This window comes from Sebaldella sp. S0638, assembly GCF_024158605.1.
Taxonomy (GTDB): Bacteria; Fusobacteriota; Fusobacteriia; order Fusobacteriales; family Leptotrichiaceae; genus Sebaldella.
Genome location: NZ_JAMZGM010000005.1, coordinates 60,205 through 83,861 on the forward strand (window position 1 = coordinate 60,205; position 23,657 = coordinate 83,861).

General features: G+C 32.9%; 29 protein-coding genes. 27 read left to right on the top strand and 2 right to left on the bottom strand.

Translation table 11 applies throughout. The features are described from left to right. The first annotated feature begins 108 nt into the window (after positions 1–108). The 14 genes from NK213_RS02865 to NK213_RS02930 all read left to right on the top strand — a co-directional run bounded on the left by NK213_RS02865 (position 109) and on the right by NK213_RS02930 (position 12,503). Positions 109–531 (top strand): hypothetical protein, encoded by a 423-nt coding sequence (locus NK213_RS02865; RefSeq protein ID WP_253346458.1) that lies wholly within the window; start codon positions 109–111, stop codon positions 529–531. Continuing rightward, positions 519–1,424, top strand: coding sequence for an ACP S-malonyltransferase (gene fabD / locus NK213_RS02870; RefSeq protein ID WP_253346460.1), 906 nt, complete (start codon positions 519–521; stop codon positions 1,422–1,424). The genes NK213_RS02865 and fabD overlap by 13 nt, the downstream gene beginning before the upstream one ends. A gap of 284 nt (positions 1,425–1,708) precedes the next feature. Next, positions 1,709–2,464, top strand: coding sequence for a DUF2087 domain-containing protein (locus NK213_RS02875; protein WP_253346461.1), 756 nt, complete (start codon positions 1,709–1,711; stop codon positions 2,462–2,464). Positions 2,465–2,691: 227 nt separating this feature from the next. Beyond that, a complete protein-coding gene (locus tag NK213_RS02880) occupies positions 2,692–2,913 on the top strand; it encodes an acyl carrier protein (RefSeq protein ID WP_253346468.1) in 222 nt (73 codons plus the stop codon). A gap of 249 nt (positions 2,914–3,162) precedes the next feature. After that, complete coding sequence (gene fabF / locus NK213_RS02885; RefSeq protein ID WP_253346472.1) at positions 3,163–4,398, top strand: beta-ketoacyl-ACP synthase II; 1,236 nt, start codon at positions 3,163–3,165, stop codon at positions 4,396–4,398. 105 nt (positions 4,399–4,503) lie between these two features. Further along, complete coding sequence (rnc, locus tag NK213_RS02890) at positions 4,504–5,199, top strand: ribonuclease III (protein WP_253346474.1); 696 nt, start codon at positions 4,504–4,506, stop codon at positions 5,197–5,199. 67 nt (positions 5,200–5,266) lie between these two features. Then, a complete protein-coding gene (coaD, locus tag NK213_RS02895; RefSeq protein ID WP_253346483.1) occupies positions 5,267–5,767 on the top strand; it encodes a pantetheine-phosphate adenylyltransferase in 501 nt (166 codons plus the stop codon). A gap of 3 nt (positions 5,768–5,770) precedes the next feature. Then, positions 5,771–7,123, top strand: a complete 1,353-nt coding sequence (gene radA / locus NK213_RS02900) for a DNA repair protein RadA (protein ID WP_253346486.1) — start codon at positions 5,771–5,773, stop codon at positions 7,121–7,123. After that, a complete protein-coding gene (disA, locus tag NK213_RS02905) occupies positions 7,123–8,178 on the top strand; it encodes a DNA integrity scanning diadenylate cyclase DisA (protein ID WP_253346495.1) in 1,056 nt (351 codons plus the stop codon). Before radA ends, disA begins: the two co-directional genes overlap by 1 nt. A gap of 63 nt (positions 8,179–8,241) precedes the next feature. Continuing rightward, on the top strand, positions 8,242–9,099 hold the full coding sequence (locus tag NK213_RS02910; RefSeq protein ID WP_253346575.1) for a DUF1385 domain-containing protein: 858 nt from the start codon (positions 8,242–8,244) through the stop codon (positions 9,097–9,099). A gap of 27 nt (positions 9,100–9,126) precedes the next feature. After that, complete coding sequence (locus tag NK213_RS02915; protein WP_253346497.1) at positions 9,127–9,870, top strand: alpha/beta hydrolase; 744 nt, start codon at positions 9,127–9,129, stop codon at positions 9,868–9,870. A 371-nt stretch (positions 9,871–10,241) separates the two neighbouring features. Continuing rightward, complete coding sequence (locus NK213_RS02920; protein ID WP_253346500.1) at positions 10,242–10,961, top strand: amino acid ABC transporter permease; 720 nt, start codon at positions 10,242–10,244, stop codon at positions 10,959–10,961. Continuing rightward, positions 10,958–11,686: an amino acid ABC transporter ATP-binding protein gene (locus NK213_RS02925; protein WP_253346502.1), complete on the top strand. Its 729-nt coding sequence runs from the start codon at positions 10,958–10,960 to the stop codon at positions 11,684–11,686. Before NK213_RS02920 ends, NK213_RS02925 begins: the two co-directional genes overlap by 4 nt. 37 nt (positions 11,687–11,723) lie before the next feature. Continuing rightward, a complete protein-coding gene (locus tag NK213_RS02930; protein ID WP_253346504.1) occupies positions 11,724–12,503 on the top strand; it encodes a basic amino acid ABC transporter substrate-binding protein in 780 nt (259 codons plus the stop codon). Positions 12,504–12,584: 81 nt separating this feature from the next. Here NK213_RS02930 and NK213_RS02935 read toward each other — a convergent pair whose 3' ends face one another. Together NK213_RS02935 and NK213_RS02940 are read right to left on the bottom strand one after the other, a co-directional pair. After that, complete coding sequence (locus NK213_RS02935) at positions 12,585–13,130, bottom strand: hypothetical protein (RefSeq protein ID WP_253346505.1); 546 nt, start codon at positions 13,128–13,130, stop codon at positions 12,585–12,587. 75 nt (positions 13,131–13,205) lie between these two features. Continuing rightward, positions 13,206–13,673, bottom strand: a complete 468-nt coding sequence (locus NK213_RS02940; RefSeq protein ID WP_253346507.1) for a hypothetical protein — start codon at positions 13,671–13,673, stop codon at positions 13,206–13,208. A gap of 230 nt (positions 13,674–13,903) precedes the next feature. On the opposite strand from NK213_RS02940, the gene NK213_RS02945 reads away from it, so the two are divergent. From NK213_RS02945 to NK213_RS03005, 13 genes are all read left to right on the top strand, one after another. Next, the gene (locus tag NK213_RS02945) at positions 13,904–14,266 is read left to right on the top strand and encodes a hypothetical protein (RefSeq protein ID WP_253346509.1); all 363 of its coding nucleotides are present in this window, start codon (positions 13,904–13,906) and stop codon (positions 14,264–14,266) included. Positions 14,267–14,374: 108 nt separating this feature from the next. Beyond that, positions 14,375–15,454, top strand: a complete 1,080-nt coding sequence (gene prfA, locus NK213_RS02950) for a peptide chain release factor 1 (protein ID WP_253346511.1) — start codon at positions 14,375–14,377, stop codon at positions 15,452–15,454. Continuing rightward, positions 15,447–16,532: a peptide chain release factor N(5)-glutamine methyltransferase gene (gene prmC, locus NK213_RS02955; protein ID WP_253346513.1), complete on the top strand. Its 1,086-nt coding sequence runs from the start codon at positions 15,447–15,449 to the stop codon at positions 16,530–16,532. The genes prfA and prmC overlap by 8 nt, the downstream gene beginning before the upstream one ends. 206 nt (positions 16,533–16,738) lie before the next feature. After that, positions 16,739–17,371 carry a DKNYY domain-containing protein gene (locus NK213_RS02960; RefSeq protein ID WP_253346515.1) on the top strand — a complete coding sequence of 211 codons (633 nt, stop codon included), beginning with the start codon at positions 16,739–16,741 and terminating at the stop codon, positions 17,369–17,371. A 154-nt stretch (positions 17,372–17,525) separates the two neighbouring features. After that, positions 17,526–18,545 (top strand): tRNA preQ1(34) S-adenosylmethionine ribosyltransferase-isomerase QueA, encoded by a 1,020-nt coding sequence (queA, locus tag NK213_RS02965; RefSeq protein WP_253346517.1) that lies wholly within the window; start codon positions 17,526–17,528, stop codon positions 18,543–18,545. Positions 18,546–18,581: 36 nt separating this feature from the next. Beyond that, complete coding sequence (locus tag NK213_RS02970) at positions 18,582–19,166, top strand: hypothetical protein (protein ID WP_253346519.1); 585 nt, start codon at positions 18,582–18,584, stop codon at positions 19,164–19,166. Positions 19,167–19,192: 26 nt separating this feature from the next. After that, positions 19,193–19,849, top strand: a complete 657-nt coding sequence (locus tag NK213_RS02975; RefSeq protein WP_253346521.1) for a hypothetical protein — start codon at positions 19,193–19,195, stop codon at positions 19,847–19,849. A gap of 13 nt (positions 19,850–19,862) precedes the next feature. Then, complete coding sequence (locus tag NK213_RS02980) at positions 19,863–20,357, top strand: hypothetical protein (protein WP_253346523.1); 495 nt, start codon at positions 19,863–19,865, stop codon at positions 20,355–20,357. A 9-nt stretch (positions 20,358–20,366) separates the two neighbouring features. Continuing rightward, positions 20,367–20,918: a 16S rRNA (guanine(966)-N(2))-methyltransferase RsmD gene (gene rsmD / locus NK213_RS02985; protein ID WP_253346526.1), complete on the top strand. Its 552-nt coding sequence runs from the start codon at positions 20,367–20,369 to the stop codon at positions 20,916–20,918. A 20-nt stretch (positions 20,919–20,938) separates the two neighbouring features. Beyond that, on the top strand, positions 20,939–21,163 hold the full coding sequence (xseB, locus tag NK213_RS02990) for an exodeoxyribonuclease VII small subunit (protein ID WP_253346528.1): 225 nt from the start codon (positions 20,939–20,941) through the stop codon (positions 21,161–21,163). After that, positions 21,163–22,035: a polyprenyl synthetase family protein gene (locus tag NK213_RS02995; RefSeq protein ID WP_253346530.1), complete on the top strand. Its 873-nt coding sequence runs from the start codon at positions 21,163–21,165 to the stop codon at positions 22,033–22,035. The genes xseB and NK213_RS02995 overlap by 1 nt, the downstream gene beginning before the upstream one ends. Position 22,036: 1 nt before the next feature. Beyond that, on the top strand, positions 22,037–22,777 hold the full coding sequence (locus NK213_RS03000) for a hypothetical protein (protein ID WP_253346532.1): 741 nt from the start codon (positions 22,037–22,039) through the stop codon (positions 22,775–22,777). A 24-nt stretch (positions 22,778–22,801) separates the two neighbouring features. Next, a complete protein-coding gene (locus NK213_RS03005; RefSeq protein WP_253346533.1) occupies positions 22,802–23,551 on the top strand; it encodes a polyphenol oxidase family protein in 750 nt (249 codons plus the stop codon). Positions 23,552–23,657 lie beyond the last annotated feature (106 nt).

Genomic DNA, 23,657 nt, shown 5'->3' on the forward strand with positions numbered 1-23,657 from the left:
AATTAATTCATATTATGGTAGCGAATTTATCATAAAAATCTGACTGATGTTTTATAATAATATATAATAAAAAAGTAAATATTCAGAATGAATTTTTAGGAGGAACGTATGGGAAAGAAAATTTTTTTTGGAATAGGTTTAATATTATTAGGGATACTGTATGGATTACAGGTATTCGGAATGATAAACGGAGATACGATAAAATATATACTTAATTATCAGATAATTCTTATTTTGGTGGGGGTATTCGTAGGAATAGCCAAAAAGAAAACATCAGGATGGATAATAACAGGTGTAGGCGTGTATCTTTATATAAAAGAATTTTTTGAAGGATTTACTAATATAGGAATTACTGCGGGGCTGCTTATAGTAGGAACTGCTATTACAGTTTCAGGAATAATGGACAGAAGAAATAAAAATGAAAAAGCAAATGAAAATGTGAATATCAGCATAAAAAGCAGTAATATAAGCAAAGATGCCGAAGATATAGAGGAAGAAGACGATACCAAGGAGGAAACATGGGAAAAATAGCATTTGTATATCCGGGTCAGGGTTCACAGCAGGTAGGAATGGGACTGGATCTTTATGAAAATGCAGGGATAAAAAAAGATATAGACAATATTTTTGATTCAATAGATAATAAAGAGCTGAAGGAAGTTATGTTTAACGGACCTGAGGAAGAACTGAAAAATACCAGAAATGCACAGCCGGCAATAGCGCTGTTATCTGTAATTCTGACAAAGCTGGTTAAGGAAAAAGGGATAATTCCTGATTATGTGGCTGGTCACAGTCTGGGTGAATATACAGCATTATACGGAAGTGAAGTTCTTAGTGAAACAGATATAATGAAATTAATCTCTAAAAGAGGAGAAATAATGGCTGGTTCCGGAATAGAAGGAACTATGGCTGCGATTCTCGGACTGGAAGCCTCAGAAGTAGAGAAAATCTGCGGTGAGATAGACGGAGTTATAGAAGCGGTGAATTTTAACGATCCTAAACAGACAGTGGTAGCCGGAGATAAGAATACAGTGGAGGGTAATCTGGATACCTTTAAACAGAAAGGTGCCAAAAGAGCTATACTTCTTGCTGTATCAGGACCGTTTCACAGTTCGCTTATGAAACCTGTTGCTGAGAAAATAAAAGATGAGTTTTCAAAATTCACTTGGAATACTCCTAAATGTCCTCTTATTGCTAATACAACGGCAACTGAGCTTGAAAACACAGAAAATATACAAAATGAATTATTTAACCAAACTTTTGGTCCGGTAAAATGGGTTGATACAATAAACAAACTCGCTGAAAACGGAGTAGAAAAAATTTATGAGATCGGCCCGGGAAGTGTTCTGAAAGGTATGATCAAAAAAATAAACGGGAATATAGAAGTAGTTAATATTTCAAAACTGGAAGATTTAGAAAATTTATAATAAATAAAAACTGCATTTGACATAATATTGTTTTATGCAGTTTTTTTGTGATTTTTAAAATTTTTTATTTTTCGTTTTAAAACTGTCAGATTTTAAATCTGATTTTTTTTTGAAAACATTTTGAATATTTAGAAAAAAATATAGATAATATTTTATTTTATCTAGAAATTTCATGAAAAATATTTGTGAAAAATATCGGGGAATACACATATGAAAACTATTTTATGAAATTTTGTTCTAGATAAAATGATATTATATCTATAATTTAGGAAGAAGGTGAAGAAATGAAAGAAGAGATTTTCTGGAATTCAGATATAAAAGACATAAAAAAAGGGTATGTAGAAAATGAAGAATGCTTTGAATGCCTGTTATGCGGAATGAAAACCGAAAAAGGCATAATATATAAAGAGGATAATACACTTCGTGACGCGGAAAAAGAGATGAAGTTTCATATATCCAAAGTTCATGTATCTGTCTTTGATTATCTTATAAATCTGAATAAAAAATTAACAGGAATATCAGAACAGCAAAAAAAACTTTTGAAATTATTTTATCAGGGAAAAAATGATAAAGAAGTGCAAAAAGAAACAGAAACCGGGAGTATGTCTACTATCAGAAACCATAGATTTACACTAAAGGAAAAAGAAAGACAGGCGAAGGTATTTTTATCAGTAATGGAACTTTTGAGAGAAAGAGACCAAAATGCTGCTAAATTTATAGAACCACATAAAACAGCAAGATTCGTAGATGACAGATACAATATAACAGTAGATGAAAATCAGAAAATGCTGGAAAAATTCTTTGAATTTCAGGACGGGAAAGCTGTGAAGCTGAAAAGATTTCCCGGAAGGGAAAAGCAAAGAGTAGTCGTAATAAGGGAGCTTTCCAAAAGTATAGAATCAGGAAAAAAATATTCTGAAAAAGAAATAAACAGTGTAATAAAAAAATTCTTTGATGATTATGTAACACTGAGAAGATACCTTATAGAATACGGTTTTCTGGATAGAAAAAAAGATGGAAGCGAATATTGGTTGAAATAAATATGCAAAAATGATATAATCTTTCAGTATGAAATTTAACGCATTATGAAAGTCGCTTTATATGTTGATATTCGGAAGTAATTCTGTATTATCTGTGATAATTATAAAAATATAGGTAAAAGCAGTTTTATCCTGTAATACCATATATTTTTTATATATTATTTGGATAAATATCGCTTGATTTATTAAAATGACTTTGCTATAATGCTAACATGGAGGTGGATTGTATGTTAGATAAAATAAAAACAATAGTTGCAGAACAATTAGGTGTAGATGAAAGCCAAGTAACAGAGGATGCATCTTTTATAGATGATTTAGGAGCTGACTCATTAGATACAGTAGAATTGATTATGGCTTTTGAAGAAGCATTTGACGTGGAAATTCCTGATGAAGATGCACAAAAAATTAAAACTGTAAAAGATGTAATTGATTATATTGAGTCAAAATAATATAGTTATCTAAGTAGAGGGGAAAAAAACACCCCTTTTTTTAATAATTGTACGAGTGTTATTTTTTCGGCGGGAATTTTTTGACGGGAAAATATAAAAACAGGCAGTTTAAATTTTTGAAAGTTTAATAAATATGCCGATTAGAGGTTATTTTTAGAATAATGATATTATAACAAAGATTATTTTATTTGAAAAAAAAACCAAAATAAAGTAAAATATAGTGAAATATAATTTTTGGTGAGGTGAAAAATGAGACGAGTAGTTATTACCGGAGTTGGGCTAATAACAGCTTTGGGAACTGGTACGGAAAAAACATGGAACTCTTTGTTGAACGGAGACTGCGGAATTAACACAATAGAATCTTTTGATACTAGCGATCAGTCGGTTCATATAGCAGCAGAAGTGCGTGATTTTAATCCGGAAGATTACATAGAAAAAAAGGAATTAAAAAAACTGGGAAGATTTTCGCAATTTGCAATTGCTGCTTCCAAAATGGCACTTGATGATGCAAAACTGGATATAAATGAATCTAATGCAACAAGAGTTGGTGTTATTATAGGTTCCGGTATAGGAGCTCTTGAAGTTATAGAAACTGAAATCGGAAAAATGATAGAAAAAGGACCTAAAAGAATATCTCCTTTTTATATACCGGCAGTTATTACAAATATGGCATCAGGAAATGTATCTATATATACAGGGGCGAAAGGGCCTAACAAAGCAATAGTAACAGCATGCGCATCAGGGACACACTCTATAGGTGATGCTTTCCAGACTATTTTACTTGGAAAAGCAGATGCTGTAATTGCAGGAGGATCGGAAGCTACAATAACAAGAAGTGGAATCGGAGGATTTGCCAGTATAAAAGCATTATCGAATAACCCGGATCCTAAAAAAGCTTCAAGACCGTTTTCTGCAGACAGAGACGGATTTGTAATGGGTGAAGGTGCAGGAATATTAATAGTGGAAGAACTGGAACATGCATTAAAAAGAGGTGCTAAAATATATGCAGAGGTAGTAGGATACGGAGAAACCGGAGATGCATATCATATGACAGCGCCTGAAGAAAGCGGAAACGGAGCAGCACGTGCAATGCAGATGGCTTTGGAACAGGGGAATATTAATCCTGATGAAGTAGACTATATCAATGCACACGGTACGTCAACACCGTTAAACGACAAAATTGAAACACGTGCAATAAAAACTGTGTTTGGCGATCATGCAAAAGAACTTGCAGTTAGTTCTACAAAAGGAGCTGTAGGGCATCTTTTAGGAGGAGCAGGAGGAGTAGAAGCAGGATTCCTTGCACTTGCAATACATGAAGGTATTATGCCTCCTACAGTAAATTATGATAACCCTGATCCTGACTGTGATTTATATTATGTTCCTAATAAATCAGAAAAGAAGGAAATAAGATACGGGATATCTAATACACTTGGATTTGGCGGACATAATGCAGTAATAGCGCTAAAAAAGTATGAAAAATAGTAGTACAATAGAAGTAAGTTTTTTAGAGAGCCAAAATGTCTTATTTTAGGCTCTCTGATGAAACTATTTTTATCATTAATAAAAAACTACAGGAGGTGTAATAAAATGGATGATTCAAAATTAAGAGAATTAATGGAAAAAATCGGATATGAATTTGATGATATTAAGCTTTTAAAAGAAGCATTGATTCATCGGTCATATGCAAATGAACATGGTGAAATAGAGAATATAAATAACGAAAGGCTGGAATTCCTCGGGGATGCGGTACTGGATTTGATATCAACAGAATATATATACACAAAAGAGAAAGATGATAACGAAGGTGATCTTGCTAAGCTGAAAAGTAGAATAATCAGTGAACCTATATTTTCTGCCGTTTCAAAAGAAATAGCACTTGGAGAATATCTTTTTTTGAGTAACGGTGAAGAAATTACCGGAGGACGTGACAGAAAGTCTATACTGGGCGATGCTTTTGAAGCACTGATAGGTGCTATATTTATGGACTCAGGATTTGATGAAGCAAAAAGAATAGCCCTTAAATATCTGAAAGATAAAATAGATAATATAGATGATCTTGAAGAGCTTAAAGATTATAAAACACTTTTACAGGAACTTTTCCAAAGTAAGTTTCACATTATACCCAATTACGAGATTCTTTCAGAAAAAGGACCTGATCATAATAAAAAATTCGAGATAGCAGTAAAATTAAAAGATGAAATAGTAGGCATAGGAACAGGAACAAGCAAAAAAGAAGCAGAGAAAAATGCCGCTAGAGAGGCTTATTTTTTATTCAAAAAATAATTTATACCTTTATCTGTGTGTATGTCAGATATAGAGTTAAGGGCATAAAACCAAATAAGGAGATTCCATGAAAAAAACAGCAGTATACCCAGGGAGTTTTGATCCTATAACAAAAGGTCATATAGACATCATAAAGAGAAGTGCCAAATTGTTTGATGAATTAAAAATAGGAATTTTGATTAATTCGTCGAAGAAAAACTGGTTTACAATAGAAGAGAGAATAGAGCTGGTAAAAAGAATACTTAAAGAAGAAAATATAGAAGCTGAAGTATTGAGTTTTATGGGTTTAACAGTGGATTTTATGGCAGAACAAAATGCTGATATACTGGTAAGGGGACTAAGAGCAGTTTCAGACTATGAATATGAGCTGCAGTTTACTCTGACTAATACTATATTAGCAAAACAACCATTTGAAACGTTATTCTTTACGGCGCCGAGAGAATATCTGTATTTGAGTTCCAGTCTGGTAAAAGAAGTAGCCTTAAACAGCGGGAGACTGGATAAATTTTTACCGGAGGTTATCATAAAAGATATAGAGGAAAGAGCCGAAAGAATTAGAAAAGGATAAGATATGGCGGCAAAATCAGGATATATTTGTTCCGAATGTGGATATACAAGCAGAAAATGGCTGGGAAAGTGTCCTAATTGTGAATCGTGGGGAACTTTTGAAGAGGAAGTGGATATAAAGAAAACACTTTCGAAAATATCAGCAGAAGATGTAGAATTAATAAGGCTCGAAGAGATAGAACTAGGCAAAGAATTCCGTATGGTAACTAAATTCAGTGAATTTGACAGAGTTCTGGGCGGCGGGCTGGTAAAAGGAGAGGTAGTTCTTATAAGCGGAAATCCCGGAATCGGGAAGTCCACTTTTTTGCTGCAATTAATTGATGAATATTCTAAAACCGGAAACGTTTTTTATATATCTGGTGAAGAGTCTCTAAGGCAGATAAAACAGCGTGCAGACAGACTTGGGGTAAAGAGTAAAAGTCTGTATCTCGCGAATGAAACGAATTTGGAAAAGATAGAATCAATAATTTTAAAAGATAATCCTAAGATTGTTGTGATAGACTCTATTCAGACACTATATTCAGAGAATGTAAATTCAATACCGGGAAGTGTAACGCAAATTAGGGAAACAACACTGAAAATAATAGAACTGGCAAAAAGCAGGGAGATATCTTTTTTTATAGTAGGACATATAACTAAAGACGGAAAGGTAGCCGGCCCTAAACTTTTGGAACATATGGTGGACGCGGTTGTTCAGATAGAAGGCGAGGAAAATAATTTTTACAGAATTATAAGAACTCTGAAAAACAGATTTGGTTCTACGAATGAAATATCAATCTTTGATATGAAAGAAGACGGGATAAGTGAAATTACAAATCCATCGGAATTCTTTATAGGAGAAAGAGAAGAAAAAAATGTAGGAAGTATAATAACACCTATATTGGAAGGAAGCAGGGTATTTTTATTTGAGGTACAGTCTCTGCTGACTAACACAACATTCGGACTTCCCCGCAGGATAATCGAAGGCTATGATAAAAACAGGGTAGAAATATTAGGAGCCGTTTTGAGTAAGTTTCTGAAACTGGATCTGAGCTCAAAGGATATTTTTATAAATATTCCCGGAGGGCTTACGCTAAAAGACAGAAGTTCTGATCTGGCAGTAATTTTTTCACTGATTTCTTCTATAAATGCTCTGGCAGTAAGCCAGAAAATAGCAGCAGTAGGTGAGTTAGGATTACGAGGAGAGATTCGACGGGTTGCTTTTATAAAAAACAGAATAAAAGAGTTGGAAAGACTGGGCTTCAAAGGTGTCTATCTTCCTACGGCAAATAAAAAAGATTTAGAATCCGAAGATTTTAAAATAAAACTTATTTACCTGAAGAATATTGAGGAGTTGATAGAGAGGGTGAAAAAATAATGACAAGAAAAGAGATATTAACCGGAATATTTTCCTTAGTCGCACCTGGAACATTATTAAGAGACGGTTTAGGCAGAATACAAGAAGCAGGATTGGGAGCACTGATAGTAGTAGGAGACGAAGAGAATCTGAAATATATGATAGATGGGGGATTCAATTTAAACGTGGATTTTACTCCGCAAAAATTATATGAGCTTTCCAAAATGGACGGAGCAATAATGATATCCGAGAATTTAAGAAAAATTTCGTATGCCAATATTCAGCTTCAGCCAAAGGCTACTATCCATACAGATGAAAGCGGAACGAGACACAGAACCGCAGACAGAGTGGCTAAGCAGACAGGTAATCTGGTACTGGCTGTATCTGAAAGAAGAAATAAAATTACTATATACAAGGGTAGTTTTAGATATGAAATTTTGGACATGAAGGATATACTGGCTAAAACAAGTCAGGCTTTAATGGCTCTTGAAAAATATGCAACAGCAATACATCATCACTTAACTAATCTTACAATACTTGAGTTTGATAACATGGTTACTGTTAATGAAGTGGTGGAAGGAATAAAAAAATACGGTCTTTTATACAGAATAACCGATGAACTGGATGAATATATTCTGGAACTCGGGAGTGAGGGACGTCTGATAGTGCTGCAGTATGAAGAACTGATGCAGGGTATAAAAGAAGACCTCTATGATCTTATAAGAGACTATAATAACAGTGAGGAAACTGTGGATAAAATATTCGGCGATATTAGAAAACTGAATAAGGAAGAACTGCTGGAACTGGGGAAAATCGCACATATAATGGGATTCGGGAAAGCATACAGCAACTTTGACAAGAGAATAACGCCGAGAGGATACAGAATACTGAGCGAAATCAAAAGAATAACAAAAAAAGATATAGAATTATTAATAAAAGCTTTTAATGATTTGCCGGAGATTCTGGATGCCACATCTGAAGATATATCAAAAATAAAAGGAATAAGCAAATTCAAGGCAAGTTCCATTGTAAGAGGACTGAAGAGACTGAGAAATACACTAATAATGGAAAGATAGTTTAGGAGGAAAAAAGTGGATAAAAAAGTAGTAGTAGGCGGACAGGCTGTCATAGAAGGAGTTATGATGAGAGGGCCTAAAGCAATAGCAACAGCTGTAAGAAGAAAAGACGGAACAATAGTATATAGAAAAAAAACACTTGATGAAAAAAAGAATAAATGGTTTAAAATGCCTTTTGTCAGAGGAGTTCTTGCATTATTTGATGCAATGGTAGTAGGAACAAAAGAGCTTATTTTCGCCTCAAATCAGGCAGGCGAAGAAGAAGAACAGTTAAGTGACAAAGAGGTAATGGGAACTGTTTCTATGTCTCTTATTATAGGAATAGGAGTATTTATGGTTATTCCTTCACTTGTAGGCGGACTGGTTTTTAAAGATAATAAATTAATGGCGAACATTGTAGAAGCAGTAATCAGACTTGTAATGTTTCTTGGATATATATGGGGAATCTCGTTTTTCAAAGATGTAAGAAGAGTTTTTGAATATCACGGGGCTGAACATAAGTCAATCTACAATTATGAAATGGAAAAAGCCCTTGAAGTGGGAAATGCCAAGTCATGTACAAGATTTCACCCTAGATGCGGTACAAGCTTTCTGCTTTTAGTTATGTTTATAAGTATAATAGTATTTTCAATTGTGGACTTTATATTTCCGGTACCGGATAATAAATTTCTTCTGATTATTTACAAAATATTTACAAGAATTCCTTTTGTACCTGTAGTAGCGGGGATTTCATTCGAAATTCAGAGATGGACAAGCTATCACCTGAATAGTATAATTGGTAAAATGATAGCAGGGCCGGGGCTTCTTCTACAGAAAATAACTACAAAAGAACCTGATGAAAGTCAGCTTGAAGTAGCACTCGTAGCACTGAAAGTAGCTTTAGGAGAAGAAGTAACTAATGCAGTGGAAGTGGAAAGATAAGTCTGCTCTGAATATTAAGGAGATAGTATGGGGAAGAAAAGTGTATATTTATGCCTTTTAGCAGTAGTAATATTTTTTTTTACAGGGTGTGAGGTCTTGAGGACAGCTTTGCATCATGATTACAAAGTAAATAAATATAATAAAACAGAAAATAAAGAATATGTAGTAGTATTTCACGGAATATACGGAACAGAAAAAGATATGAAACCAATAGCAGAAATGCTGGAAAGTAAAGATTATAATATAATAAGTATTCAATATCCCACAAACAGCGACAGCGTAGAAACAATTACCGAAAAATATATAAAACCTGTTGTGGAAGATCTGGAAAAAGACAGAAAGATTCACTTTGTGGTACATTCCATGGGAAGCGGGATATTAAGATATTATTTGAAAAATAACAGTATGGAAAATCTGGGTAAAGTAGTGTTCATTTCACCGCCAAGCCACGGAAGCGCACTTGCGGATCATGTGATATCCAAAGTGCTGAAAGATCCGTTAGGGGAAGCAGTGTTTCAGTTTAGTGTAAAAGATGACAGTTTTGTTAATAAGCTGGGAGATCCTGATTACGAATGTTATGTATTAATTGGGAATAAAACCAATAATCCGCTGTATTCAGCCATGATACCCGGAAAAGACGACGGAATGGTGCCGCTTGACAGTTCGAAGCTGGATTCCTGTGCATATAAAGTCGTGGATAAGACTACACATACATCAATACTGAAAGATAAAAGAACATTCGATGAAATAGAAAATTATCTGAAAAATTAATAATATAAATGCAGAAAATACTTTTTTGAGGAGATTATCCCTGAAAAGTATTTTTTTTATGTTATATTTTTATTTTATAAATAGCTGATTTTGCTGGGAAAATTAGAGCAATGGAAGAATTTTAGCATGATGTATAAAGAAAATTTCTGGAAATATTCAAAATATATATCATTCGAGTTATTTATTGACAAGATAGATAACAATATGTTATATTTATGGAATAAAAGTAAAAGGCTTTTGCCAGTATCCAAGATTAGGCGTTTTTTTCGGAAAAATTCCTATGAGCATATTGTAAACTGTTTTTGGTTTACTCATTGAGACTGGTTCAATCAGTCTTTTTTTATAAAATTATATATAGGAGAGGGTAGCACATGACTGGGAAAACCAGAATTTTGATAAAAATGCTGATCTTTATAGTGTTATTAGCATTGATATTTAAAACAATCGATTTGAGTTTCCTGAAAAAAAGCGACTGCATCTTTTTACTTCAGGGATTATGGGTAACTGTACAGATAACATTCTGCGGAGTACTTCTAGGTGTAATACTTGGAACTCTGCTTGCATTTTTGAGGTATTTGAATAATCCCGTTATTGATACAATTATAGAAGAATATGTGGATATACTGCGTGGAATACCAGTAACAATACAGCTTCTTATATTTGCTTATTTTATTTTAAGCGGAGTTATTCAGTCAAAATTTCTAATTGCAGTAATTGGTTTTGGTATAAATAGTTCGGCATATGTTTCTGAGATAATAAGGTCGGGAATAGAAAGTCTGGATAAAGGACAGATGGAAGCAGCAAGAGCGTTGGGAATGCCTTATTCTATGTCGATGTTCGAGATAATAATACCGCAGGCTGTAAGAAATATTCTTCCGGCATTAATAAATGAATTTATAGCCTTATTTAAGGAAACATCAGTAGTAGGGCTGGTACTTATAAATATGTATGATCTGACTTTTGCAAGTAAGGCACTGCAAAGTAAATATTATAAACCTGAACCGTATATCCTTGCAGGAATAATATATTACATTTGTGTAAAACTATTTTCAATTTTTGCTGGCAGTCTGGAAAGGAAGTTGAAAAAATGATAGAAATCAAAGGTTTATATAAAAATTTCGGCAGTCTGGAAGTACTGAAAGATATAAATAAAACTATAAATAAAGGCGAAGTGGTAGCTATAATCGGACCCAGCGGAAGCGGGAAATCTACTCTTCTAAGATGTATAAATCTTCTTGAAACACCAACTAAAGGAGAAATTTTAATTGAAGGAACGAATATACTTTCCTCAAAATCAAATGTAAATAAAATCAGACAGAAAGTGGGAATGGTTTTTCAGCATTTTAACCTTTTTCCGCATAAAACAGTATTACAGAACCTTACTTTGGCTCCAATGAAACTGAAAAAAATGTCAAAAGCCGAGGCTGAAAAAACAGCAATGGATCTTTTGAGAAAAGTAGGGCTGGAAGAGAAAAGAGATGTTTATCCGAATACACTTTCAGGAGGACAGAAACAGAGAGTAGCAATAGCAAGAGCTCTTGCCATGAATCCGGAAGTAATATTATTTGATGAGCCTACATCAGCATTAGATCCTGAAATGATAGGGGAAGTTCTGGATGTAATAAAAAAACTTGCCCATGAAGGAATGACAATGCTTCTTGTGACACATGAGATGGGATTCGCAAGAAATGTAGCCAAAAGAGTAATATTTATGGATGAGGGAAGAATAGTAGAAGATGAAAATCCTGAAAAAATATTTACTAATCCTGAACATGAGAGAACAAAAGAATTTTTGAACAAAGTATTAAATCATTAAAAAAAATTATAATATAAAAATTTGAGAGGAGAAACAAATGGAAAAAACATTATTTTTATTGAGTCTTATGCTTTTATTCATACTAAGCTGCGGTTCTAAACAGGAAGCTGCAACTGCTGATGGAGGAGACAAGGCTGCTGACGGAAAAGAAAAAGTATTACGTGTAGGGACTAACCCAGAATTCAAACCGTTTGAATATGTAGGTGAAGGCGGAAAAACAGAAGGTTTTGATATAGATCTTATGAATATGATCGGTGAAGAGCTTGGGTATAAAGTAGAGTGGAAAACAATGGCATTTGACGGGCTTATTCCTGCACTTAAGAATAACGAAATTGATGCAATAATAGCCGGTATGAGTGTTACTGAAGAGAGAAAAGCAGCAGTGGATTTTAGTGATGAGTATTATATCTCAAAGTTTGCCTATGTAAAACTAAAAGGTGATACATCATTAAACAGCATTGATGATATGAAAGATAAGAGACTTGGTGCACAGTTAGGGACTATTCAAGAACAGGAAGCTAAGAAAAATAGTGAAAAAACTGTTGTTAACGAAGCTATAACTTCATTAATCCTTGAATTAAAAAATAAAAATCTTGATGCTCTTGTACTTGAAGATGTAGTAGCAAGTGCTTATGTAAGTGAAAATCCCGAACTTGAAATTTTTGCCACTAAAGATATGACTGATAATGGAGGAACAGCTATTGCTTTTGATAAAGGTAAAAATGCAGAGTTAATCAAACAGGTAAATGAAACTATAAAAAAATTAAAAGAAAACGGAAAATATGACGAATTATTGAAGAAATATAATTTGAAATAGTTTATTATAAAGAAATACAAAAAGCCCTTGATTTTTCAGGGCTTTTTTGTAATAATGGGAACTTTTTGGGAATTAAGCATGTTAAAACTCATTACAGTCAGAATAGATTATGTTTCTTACTGTCATAAAATTACTTTTATTTATTTTTTTATATTCTTCAATGTATTTTCCTATGAGTTCATTCTTTTTTGAACTCCCTGTATAGAAACTGCATTGTTTCAGAGACTTGTTTTTCAGTACAGGAATAACAGATTCCGGCATAAACTTAGACGGGCAGCAGGAAAAAGATGCACTTTCAAGATTTTTGACGTATTCCAGCGGAGAAATATCTGTAAGCGACTTCATATCATCAAATAAAATGTGTTTTAAATGATTATGTTCTGACAAATCCGGTATATAATCAATATTTCGCAGGCAGGATAATTCCGCAGCAGTGAGATTCGGCAGCTTAGCAATAAGTTCTATATCTGTAAATTTAGTAATTCTAAATAACTGTAATGCCTTGATTGTTTTATTGCCGTATAATTCGGAAAAATCATGAGTATTCCCCCAATGTATCTTTAGTGATCTTAAATTTTTTATATCATTTAAGAATGCTGTGCTTTCAAGTGTAATTCCTTTTAACATAAGACTTTCAAGCATTGGAAGATTTACTATGGAATGTATATTTTTTTTGTAACCGTGAAGATAGAGAACTTTTAACTATTTGAACCGCTTTAATAAAGATATGTCAAACGAAGATTTCTTTGTTTCCATTGAAAACTGTTCCAGCTTATCTGAAATTTCTGGTATAAAGCTGAAATTATCCAGCAGATAAACATTTAACCGAAGACTTTTCAGATTTTTTAGATATTTCAGCGAAGAAATATTATCAGTATTTTCTGTGTAATCAATACTTAGCTTCTCAATATTCGGTAAATATTTTAGAAAAGATAAATCAAGATTTTTTTTATTATAGCTGTATAAACGAAAGCCTGTCTTTGGAAATTTTGAAAAATATTGTTCATTCAAAGCTGTAAGTGTCTCGCGGGAGGGAATGTCATTAGTCTGAATTCTGTCAAATACACCTATTTTTATTATTTCATTTAGTTCTCTGCCGGTAAGACCGCCTTTGAGATCAATAAAATTGATCTTATCACCGGAAGCATTATAAGAAACTGAATACCCCATAAATAAATATTTCCTTTCTAGATATTATAAATAATTAAAAATCATATCTGATAAATAACTGAGACTTTTTAATTTATTATATCAGTAAAATAAAATGAAATAAAGCTGTAATACTTTTATAATAAAAAAATCGGGAATTTGTGATATAATTGTATAGTTATATACTTTAACCAAAATACTGATTATTATAATAAATAAACTTTTAAGAAATATGCATAAAGGAGAAAAATATGGATAAACCAATGGTGGTAAAAGTAGTGGGGATAATAACGCTTATACAGCTGGGGATGAGTACCCTGATAGCTCTGATCGGCGGTTTCAGGGTAGAAAATAGCGAAATAAACGGAGGTTACGCAGTATTGGCAGTGATTATTATTTCTGCGATTATTATGGTTGCCGCGTCAATACTTTTATTAAAAGGAAACAGGTACGGAAGAATAATTTATCTTATAGGTACTATTATGACTCTTACAGGAAATGTAGCAGCGAGAGGTGTGGAATTCGGGCTTCAGGCTTCGCTTATACCGTTGTTGTTTACAGTTTTATTGTATGCGAAAAAATCTGCAAGAGAATATTACAAAGAGATAAAATAAATATTTCATAATTAATGTTCAACAGGAAAAGTAATTGTTTATTTGTAAAAAGGGCTGATTTATGATATAATTTTTAGGTTAAAAATAATGAAAATGAAGGAGCAGGTAATGTTTCAGAAATTAGATGATGTAGTAAAAAAACACGAGGAACTTACACAATTATTAATGGATCCAGAGGTGACAAGCGATCCTAAAAAAATAATGGAATATAACAAAGCATTAAACAGTATAAATGATGTAGTGGAAAAATATAAATACTATAAGGATAAAAGAGAAGAACTGACTTCATTAAAAGAAGATCTGAAAAATGAAAAAGACAGTGAAATGAAGGATATGATTCAGGAAGAAATAAAAAACGTAGAAGAAGAGATACCAAATATAGAAGAAGATCTGAAAGTACTTCTGCTGCCTAAAGATCCTAACGATGAGAAAAACGTAATTATGGAAATAAGAGCAGGAGCAGGGGGAGACGAGGCGGCATTATTTGCATATGACGTTTTCAGAATGTTCTCTAGATATGCTGAAAGAAACAGATGGAAAGTGGAAGTAATAGACAGAAATGATATAGGTGTAGGCGGATTAAAAGAGATAGTATTCCTGATACAGGGAAAAGGAGCCTATTCCAAGCTGAAATATGAAAGCGGCGTTCACAGGGTGCAGAGAGTACCAGATACAGAATCTTCAGGGAGAATACATACATCTACTATTACAGTAGCCGTGCTTCCTGAGATAGACGATGTAAGTCAGGTGGAAATAAATCCCGGTGATCTGAAAGTAGATACATACAGAGCGAGCGGAGCCGGCGGACAGCACGTAAATACCACTGATTCAGCTGTAAGAATTACTCATATTCCTACTGGCATAGTGGTAACTTCACAGGATGAAAGATCGCAGCTGAAAAACAGAGACAGAGCAATGAAGGTGCTTGCTTCTAAGATTTATGAAATGGAAGTGGAAGAACAGAGAAAAACTGTAGAAAGCGAAAGAAGAATACAGGTAGGTTCCGGAGACAGATCAGAAAAGATCAGAACATATAATTTTCCTCAGGGAAGAGTAACAGATCACAGAATAAAGCTTACATTGCATAAATTAGATCAGGTTCTCGACGGTGATCTGGTAGAGATGATAGATGCATTAACAGCGTACGCACAGGCGGAACTTTTGAAGGCAGTCGGTGAGAATGAATAAGTTAATTGATATATTGGAAAAATCCAAAAAATATCTTGAAGACAATAAAGTAGAAAACCCAAGAATAGAAACTGAGCTAATCCTATCACAGGTCTTAAATCTGGATAGGATTATGCTTTATGCATATTTTGACAGGGAACTGAATGATGATGAAGTATCTGAAATAAGAGCTCTGTTGAAAAGTAAAATAAATTCCGGGGAAATTCCGGGGAAAAATGATGAAATAAGTATGAAAACACTTATGGATCAAAGTATAAAATATCTGGAAAACCACCAGATAGAAGAAGCAAGACTAACAGTGGAACTTATCTTTTCCTATGTGCTTTCTGTTGACAGAATGATGCTCTTTACCAAGTATGCTGTGCAGCCTGAGGAAGAGAGCAAGAATAAAATAAGAAATTTACTGAAATTAAGGGCGAAGGACAAAATACCTCTCCAGTATCTTCTGAATGAGGAAGAATTCTACGGAAGACCTTTTTATATAAATAAAGGAGTTTTGATTCCGAGAAATGAAACTGAGATAGTAGTAGAAAGAGCCTTGGAAGAGCTGAAAGGCATCACAGCACCGAATGTTCTGGACATAGGTGCAGGAAGCGGAGTAATCTCAATAACTATTGCCAAAGAAAAAACTGATTCCAAGATTCTGGGTGTGGATATATCAGATAATGCTTTGGAAATAGCAAATAAAAATAAGAGTCTGCTAAAAGCCGACAATGTAAAGTTTTTGAAGTCTAATTTATTTCAGGAAGTAAATTATCATAATTTTGATATGATAATTTCTAATCCCCCTTATATTCCAAAATCTGAGTATGATACACTGAGTGATGACGTAAGAATGCATGAACCGGAAGAAGCACTTATGGCTGAAAATGAAGGATTGTTTTTTTACTACGAAATAAGCAAAAGTGCTGTAGATTACTTGAAAAACGGCGGAAAACTTATATTTGAATGCGGATATAACCAGGCAGAAATAATAGAAAATATAATGAAAGAAGCCGGATATAAAAATATAGAAATATTCAAAGATCTGAACGGAATAAACAGAGGTATCACAGGATGTATTTTTAAAGAGGAATAATGTTTTTTCAATAAAAGATACGATTATTAAAAAAAAACAATCATATTTTAATTAAATAAAATTCTATATTATTTTTTATTAAATTGTAAAACATGACTTGGAAGTCATAAAATTTGTTTTTTATTAAAGAATAAAAAACAGACTAATGAGTCATTTTTATGTTATAATGTATGGACAGAGTAGAAATATTAGTTTAGGAGGTACAGATGAAAAAATTGTTTATGATTTTTGGCTTTTTAGCTGTTGTTATATGCTTTCCGGTAAAAACATATGCTATCACAAGATATATTATAAATAATGGAAAAGTTTATTATCAGCGTCTTAAATTCAGGGACGAAATGACAGAAGCAGATGCTCAGACATTCAAAAATCTGGATTATTTTTATGCGAAAGATAAAAACTATGTTTATTATGAGGGAGACAAACTTCTGGGGGTAGATCCGCTGACTTTCAGAATACTGGATTACAGCTATACCAAAGATAAGGACAAGGTTTATTACTACAGAACAGCTTTGGGAAATGTAGATCCTGCCACATTTAAAATACTGGACTACTATTATACCAAAGATAAAAATAATGTATATTATCTGAGAGATACTTTGAGCGGAGCTGATATACCGTCATTTAGAGTATTAAGATTCAGCTATGCAAAAGATAAAAATAATGTTTATTATCACGGGAATAAAATAGAAAATGCTGATCCAGCTACATTTAAAATACTGGATATAGATTATGCAAAAGATAAGAATCATGTATATTATACAGGAAAAGTCATTAAGGATGGGAATCCTGCCGATTTTGAGCTGATAGAGCCAAACTGGTATTTATTTTACAGATAGGTTTTATCATAAACAGGCCGTTTTTTAGAACGGCTTTTTTTCTTGAAATAAATAATGTAAAAATACATTTTTAATATATTTTAATAAGGAAAATGTGTTATAATATAAAAGATTCTAAAATAAAACAGTGTAAGCAGAAACACAAGGAGAAAAAATGAAACTATCAGATTTTGATTTTGATCTGCCTGAGAATTTAATAGCGCAGAATGCCGTAGAGCCGAGAGATCACTCAAAGTTAATGGTACTTAATAAAGAAAAACAAACTATAGAACATAAAAAGTTTTATAATATATCAGATTATCTGAAAAAAGGAGATGTACTGGTAGTAAACAGAACAAGAGTCATTCCGGCAAGATTATTCGGGAAAAAGGACACAGGAAGTGTTCTTGAGTGTTTTTTATTAAAACGTCTTGATTTAAACACATGGGAAGTCCTTTTGAAACCTGCTAAGAAGCTTAAAATCGGGCAGAGATTGATTTTTCTTGAAGGTAAGCTGGAAGCAGTGCTGAAAGAAATAAAAGACGACGGGAACAGAATTCTGGAGTTTATATATAACGGAAGCTTTGAAGAAATATTGGACGAACTGGGAGAAATGCCTCTTCCGCCTTATATTACTGAAAAGCTGAAAGATAAAAACAGATATCAGACAGTATACGCAAAAGAAGGAGAGTCAGTGGCAGCACCTACAGCAGGACTGCACTTTACAAATGAGCTTTTAGAAAAACTAAAGGATTCAGGAGTAGAGCTTACTGAGATATATCTGGATGTGGGGCTGGGAACATTCAGACCTGTACAGGTAGAAAATGTACTGGAACACAAAATGCATTATGAAAAATATCATATTCCCAAAGAAAGTGCCGAGATTATTAACAGGGCGAAAAAAGAAGGAAGACGTATTGTCGCTGTGGGAACTACCACGGTGAGAACACTGGAATCTTCAAATGACGGATCAGAAGTGATTCCCGGTGAGGGTGAAACAGATATATTCATTTACGGGGACTATAAATTCAAAATAGTAGATGCTTTGATCACAAATTTTCATCTGCCTAAGTCAACTCTGCTGATGCTTATATCAGCATTTGCAGAAAAGGATTTTATTTTCAGGGCATATGAAACGGCTATTTTGGAGAAATACAGATTTTACAGCTTTGGAGATGCTATGTTTATATATTAATATTCAGATAAAAAATAAATTTATATCAGGTGTTTTATGAATAAGATAAAAAAATATATTTTGAATCTAAAAAGTACAAAAATAAGAGAGTTATCAAAGATAATTCTGGAAGAAAAATATGATGAATTTGAAAAATATATCAATTTGTTCTATGAAGACAGGAAAAAATATTTGGCTGATATATTGAAAGACAGGGAAGTATTCGGAAGTGATCCGAAGAATGAAGATATTTACACAGCTTTGAAAAATTTTGCAGTGTATAACAATAAAGGAGTCTTTTACTATAAAGCAGATATATTTGATAAAGATGCAGAGTGGAACAGAACAGCGGAGATGTTTGATATTTTATTTCAGGATATGCTTTCTCAGGAGATAATACTGGATATATTGAGGATGTGCTTTTTTACAGATGAGAAATACAGTGCGGGATTATTTTTTGATTTTATCTCTGGTGTACTGGAAAAGAACAACCTGAAAATGTATTTCTGGAATGATGATTCAGATTTACTTTTATTTTTTATTTTGATGAAAGATATAAGGATTAAATATATGAACTTTTCAGAATTTTTATCAAACAGTGAAACGGGTTCCAAATCAGGAATTTATTCGGTAAAAAAGTAATGAAAAACAGAAACAGGGAGGAACATGTGAAAAAAGTAATAGTATTCTTAATATTTTCAGCATTTTGTTTTTCTGAAAATAGTATAGCAGAATCTAAATTTATTAATATAGGAAATATGAAAATAGTACGTGAGCAAAATATAAAGATAACTAAGGAAGTCATAGATATAAAATTTTTGAAGGATAATAAAATATCAGTAAAAACGAGATATTTTCTGGAAAATACAGATAACAGGGATATTAAAGAAACATATATTTTTTCGCTGGATCAGTATCCGGGGAAAGTTCCTGCTAAATATATAGAAAAAATAAAATATAAAATCGGGGAAAATGATGTGCCGAATCTGCGAGCAGTAATCAGTTTTGATGAAGACGGCAGAAAAATACAGAGGGAATGGTTCGGTATAGGCGGAAAAATACAAATGGGGCAGTCAATAGTTATGCAGGTTTCTTATATATTGAAGAATATAGAGGACAATGAACTGAACTATAGTTTTAATATAAAGAATAATTTTCTTGAGAATAAAGCTGATACTTTGGAAATAAATATAGATAAAGGCGAAAGAAATATAACTTCTATTGCCTACGGCATATATGAATTTTATGAAAATTCCGACGGAACTTACTATATGAATGCCAAAGATGTGCAGCTGGACGGCATACTTACGATAAAATATGAATAAACAGGGAGAGTTTATGGAAAAGAAAGAGACTAAATATTCTCTTGAAAAAGAAATAAGGGAAGCACTTGCTTCGGGAAGAAGCCAGAAGAGTATATATGATACTCTGAAGGAGGGAAAAGACGACAGTGTCCTTGCAGATAAAGTGGGAGAATATCTTCCTCTTAATGTAAGAAACAAAACAAAATATTATAACTGTGCAATTATATTTTTATTAGTGGCAAATGCAGCATTAAGTATGAATTTTCTTGTAATTATACTAGCTTTTTTTCTGTATTTTTATTTGAAGGAAGGAAACGGTTTTGGATATAGAATCTTGTTTTTATTTTCACTTTTGAATATGATGTATGCATTTTATACAGATAAAACAGAAGTCGTTCAGGTAAAAATGATATTGTGGGCTTTGCTGGGAATAACAGGAATTCTGTTTTATAAATTCGTTTTTACTAATAAAACCATAATGGGAAAAACAAAAAAAGATCAAAATGATAATTATATATTTTTAGACTAAGGTGGTAATATGAGAGTAGTGGCTGGCAGTGCCAAAAATAAAAAACTGAAAACCAAAGAGGGAAGAGAGACAAGACCAACGCTGGAACGTGTGAAAGAAGCTATTTTCAGTATTATAGGCGATGAGATTACAGACTGTAGTTTTCTTGATCTGTATGCAGGGACGGGAAGTATAGCAATAGAAGCATTAAGCCGGGGGGCCAGAAGGGCGATATTAATCGAGCAGGATAGAGAAGCACTTAGAATAATTATAGAAAATATAAATAACTGCGGATTTGAAAATATATCCAGAGCATATAAAAATGATGTAAATCGTGCATTGGAGATATTACAGAGAAAAGGCGAGCTGTTTGATATAATATTTTTAGACCCTCCATATAAAGAAAATATATCATATGATACGCTGAAAAAAATTTCGGAATGTAAAGTTCTGAAAGAAGACGGGATGATTATATCAGAACACGGGAACTATGAAAAACTTCCTGATGAAATAGGCAATTTTGTGAAATATGACGAGAGAGATTATAACAAAAAGATTTTATCTTTTTACAGATATAAATAAAAATATAAAGAGGTGATTTTATGTCGGCAAAGAAAAAGAACTTTGAAGAGAGAATACAGGAAATTGATGAAATAATAGAAAAATTAGAAGCCGGAGAGCTTTCTCTGGATGATTCCATAAAAGAATACGAAAAAGCTATAAAGCTCATAAAAGAGTCAGAAACACTTCTGGAAGCAGCAGAAGGAAAAGTTATGAAAGTTTTGGAAAAAAATAATAATGATGTGGAATTAGAGGAGTTTGAGTAATGCTGAAAATTTATTTAAAGGAAAAAAGAGAGATTTTTGAAAAATATCTGCAGGAAAAAATGACAGAACTGAAATATCCCGAAAGACTATCTGAATCTATGGTTTATTCTGTGATGAACGGGGGAAAAAGATTAAGACCGGTTCTTATGTATATGGTAGCAGATATATTTAACGCAGATTACAGCAAAATAGAAGATACAGCGGCAGCATTGGAATGTATACACTCATACTCGCTTGTCCATGATGATCTTCCTGCGATGGATAACGATACATACAGAAGGGGAAAGCTGACTACACACAAGCAGTTTGACGAAGCTACGGCTATTCTTGCAGGTGATGCTCTGCTGACTTATGCTTTTTATGTAATATCTGCCTCTGAAAAAATAGAAGACACAAGAAAAGTAAATATAATCAGAATTTTGTCAGATTATTCAGGAGTAAACGGAATGGTAGGCGGACAGTATGTAGACATGGAATCAGAAGATAAAGAGATTTCTTTTGATACACTGAAATATATACACAGCCACAAAACAGGAAAGTTATTAAAAGCTGCGGTAGAACTTCCCATGACAGCGATAGGAGTGGAAGGGAAACAAAAAGAAGTTCTTCTGGAGTATTCGGAATTAATAGGAATTGCTTTTCAAATAAAGGACGATCTTCTCGATATAGAAGGAGACTTTGAAAAAATGGGAAAAGAGTCAAGTGATGAAAAAAACAACAAGACTACTTATCCAAAGCTTTTCGGAGTAGAAAAAACAAGAGAAATTCTTAATGATTACACTGAAAAAGCTAAAAACTTAATAAGAGAAAATTTTGAAAATGCTGAAATTCTGGTAGAACTGGCAGATTATATCAGTAACAGGGGTGAATAATATGAGAATACAAAAAGTTTTTCTTCTTTCTTTAATGGTTTTGGGGATTACTTCATGCAGAAGTGTTACAAATTACGAAAAAATAGTAAATACAGGATATAAAGAGGCCAAAGAATATAATACTTATGCAGCACAGAACGGAATAGAATTATTGGAAAAGAAAGATAAAGTTTACTTTAACAGTCTTTCTGATGATGAAAAAAAGGAAATATTTCCGGAATATCCTGAAAAACCCGGTGCTGTAAAAAAGTTTATGTATAATTTTGTTAAGGTGGATTTTGAAAAAGAGCCGGTTTACTACAGGCTTGAGAATGATATTTTTAAGCAGGACGACTATGTTTTTTTCTTTATAAAAGATGATAAAAAACTTGATAATAAAAAATATCTTTATCTTTCTATAAAAAACAGAAGCAAGAACTGGTTTCATATGGGAGCGATTGATTTTAGCAGTTCGAGAAATCTTGTAAGAATAAATTTTGAAGCTATGAAACTTTCAGGTGATTCATACTGGCTGGACAGAACCAGAGCTAATCTGAATACGGAAGAGTATATAGCTTTTATACTGGAAGATAAACAGGCTGAAGATCTGGTAAGACTTTTGAGATCAGGTGAAAAAATAGAAGTGGTTTTATACAGCGATTATACTAATACAAAGAGAACAAGGGACTTGAGTGAAAAAGAAAGAGCTGATATGCTGAAAATATATGACTTTTATGAAAATGAACTGGACAGCGAACAGTAATTTTTTCTGAACGGAGGTAATGTTATGTATAAAGAGGAAAAAGATTATTACTATGTGGATAAATTTAGAAAACACGGAATAACTGCGGTGTATACGAAAAAGAGTCTTGGTAATATGTCGAATTACTGTAAAAGCGAAGATAATCCCCGTGAAAACAGAATGAAGCTGCTTGAGATGCTGGAACTTACAGACAGGACAGAAATAGAATCTCACCAGACACATAGCAATAATATCAAGATAATTAATGAACATGTAACAAGGCATTCTTACCATGGTATAGACGGATTCGTAACAAACAGAAAAGATGTGGCGCTGTTTACATTTTATGCAGACTGTCTTCCTGTATTTATTTACGACATGGAAAATGAAGCTGTAGGAGTGGCACATTCAGGATGGCCGGGAACATATAAAGAAATACAGAAAAGACTTTTGGAAACTATGACTAAGCAGTATGGAACAAGTCCTAAGAATGTATTGCTGGCATTAGGCATAGGAATAGGAGTTTCTGATTATGAGGTAGGACAGGAATTTTATGAAAGATTTGCAGAAAAATTTGACAGAGAGCTTATAGAAAATTCTTTTATTTATTCCAAAAATAAATCAAAATATTATTTTGACAATATAGGTTTTAATAAAATAATAGCTTTGAGAATGGGAATTTCAGATAAAAATATAATTACAGCTTCAGAAAGTACCATGGAAGAAAAGTTTCATTCTCACAGAAGAGAGGGAGCAAGTGCAGGAAGAGCAACTGCCCTTATTGCATTCAAGTAAAAAATTCAGATAAAAAACATGCGGATATTAATGATATCAGGCATGTTTTTTTATTTACAGGTAAATTTAATTTGACAAAATAAAAAAATATGGTATAAATTAGTGG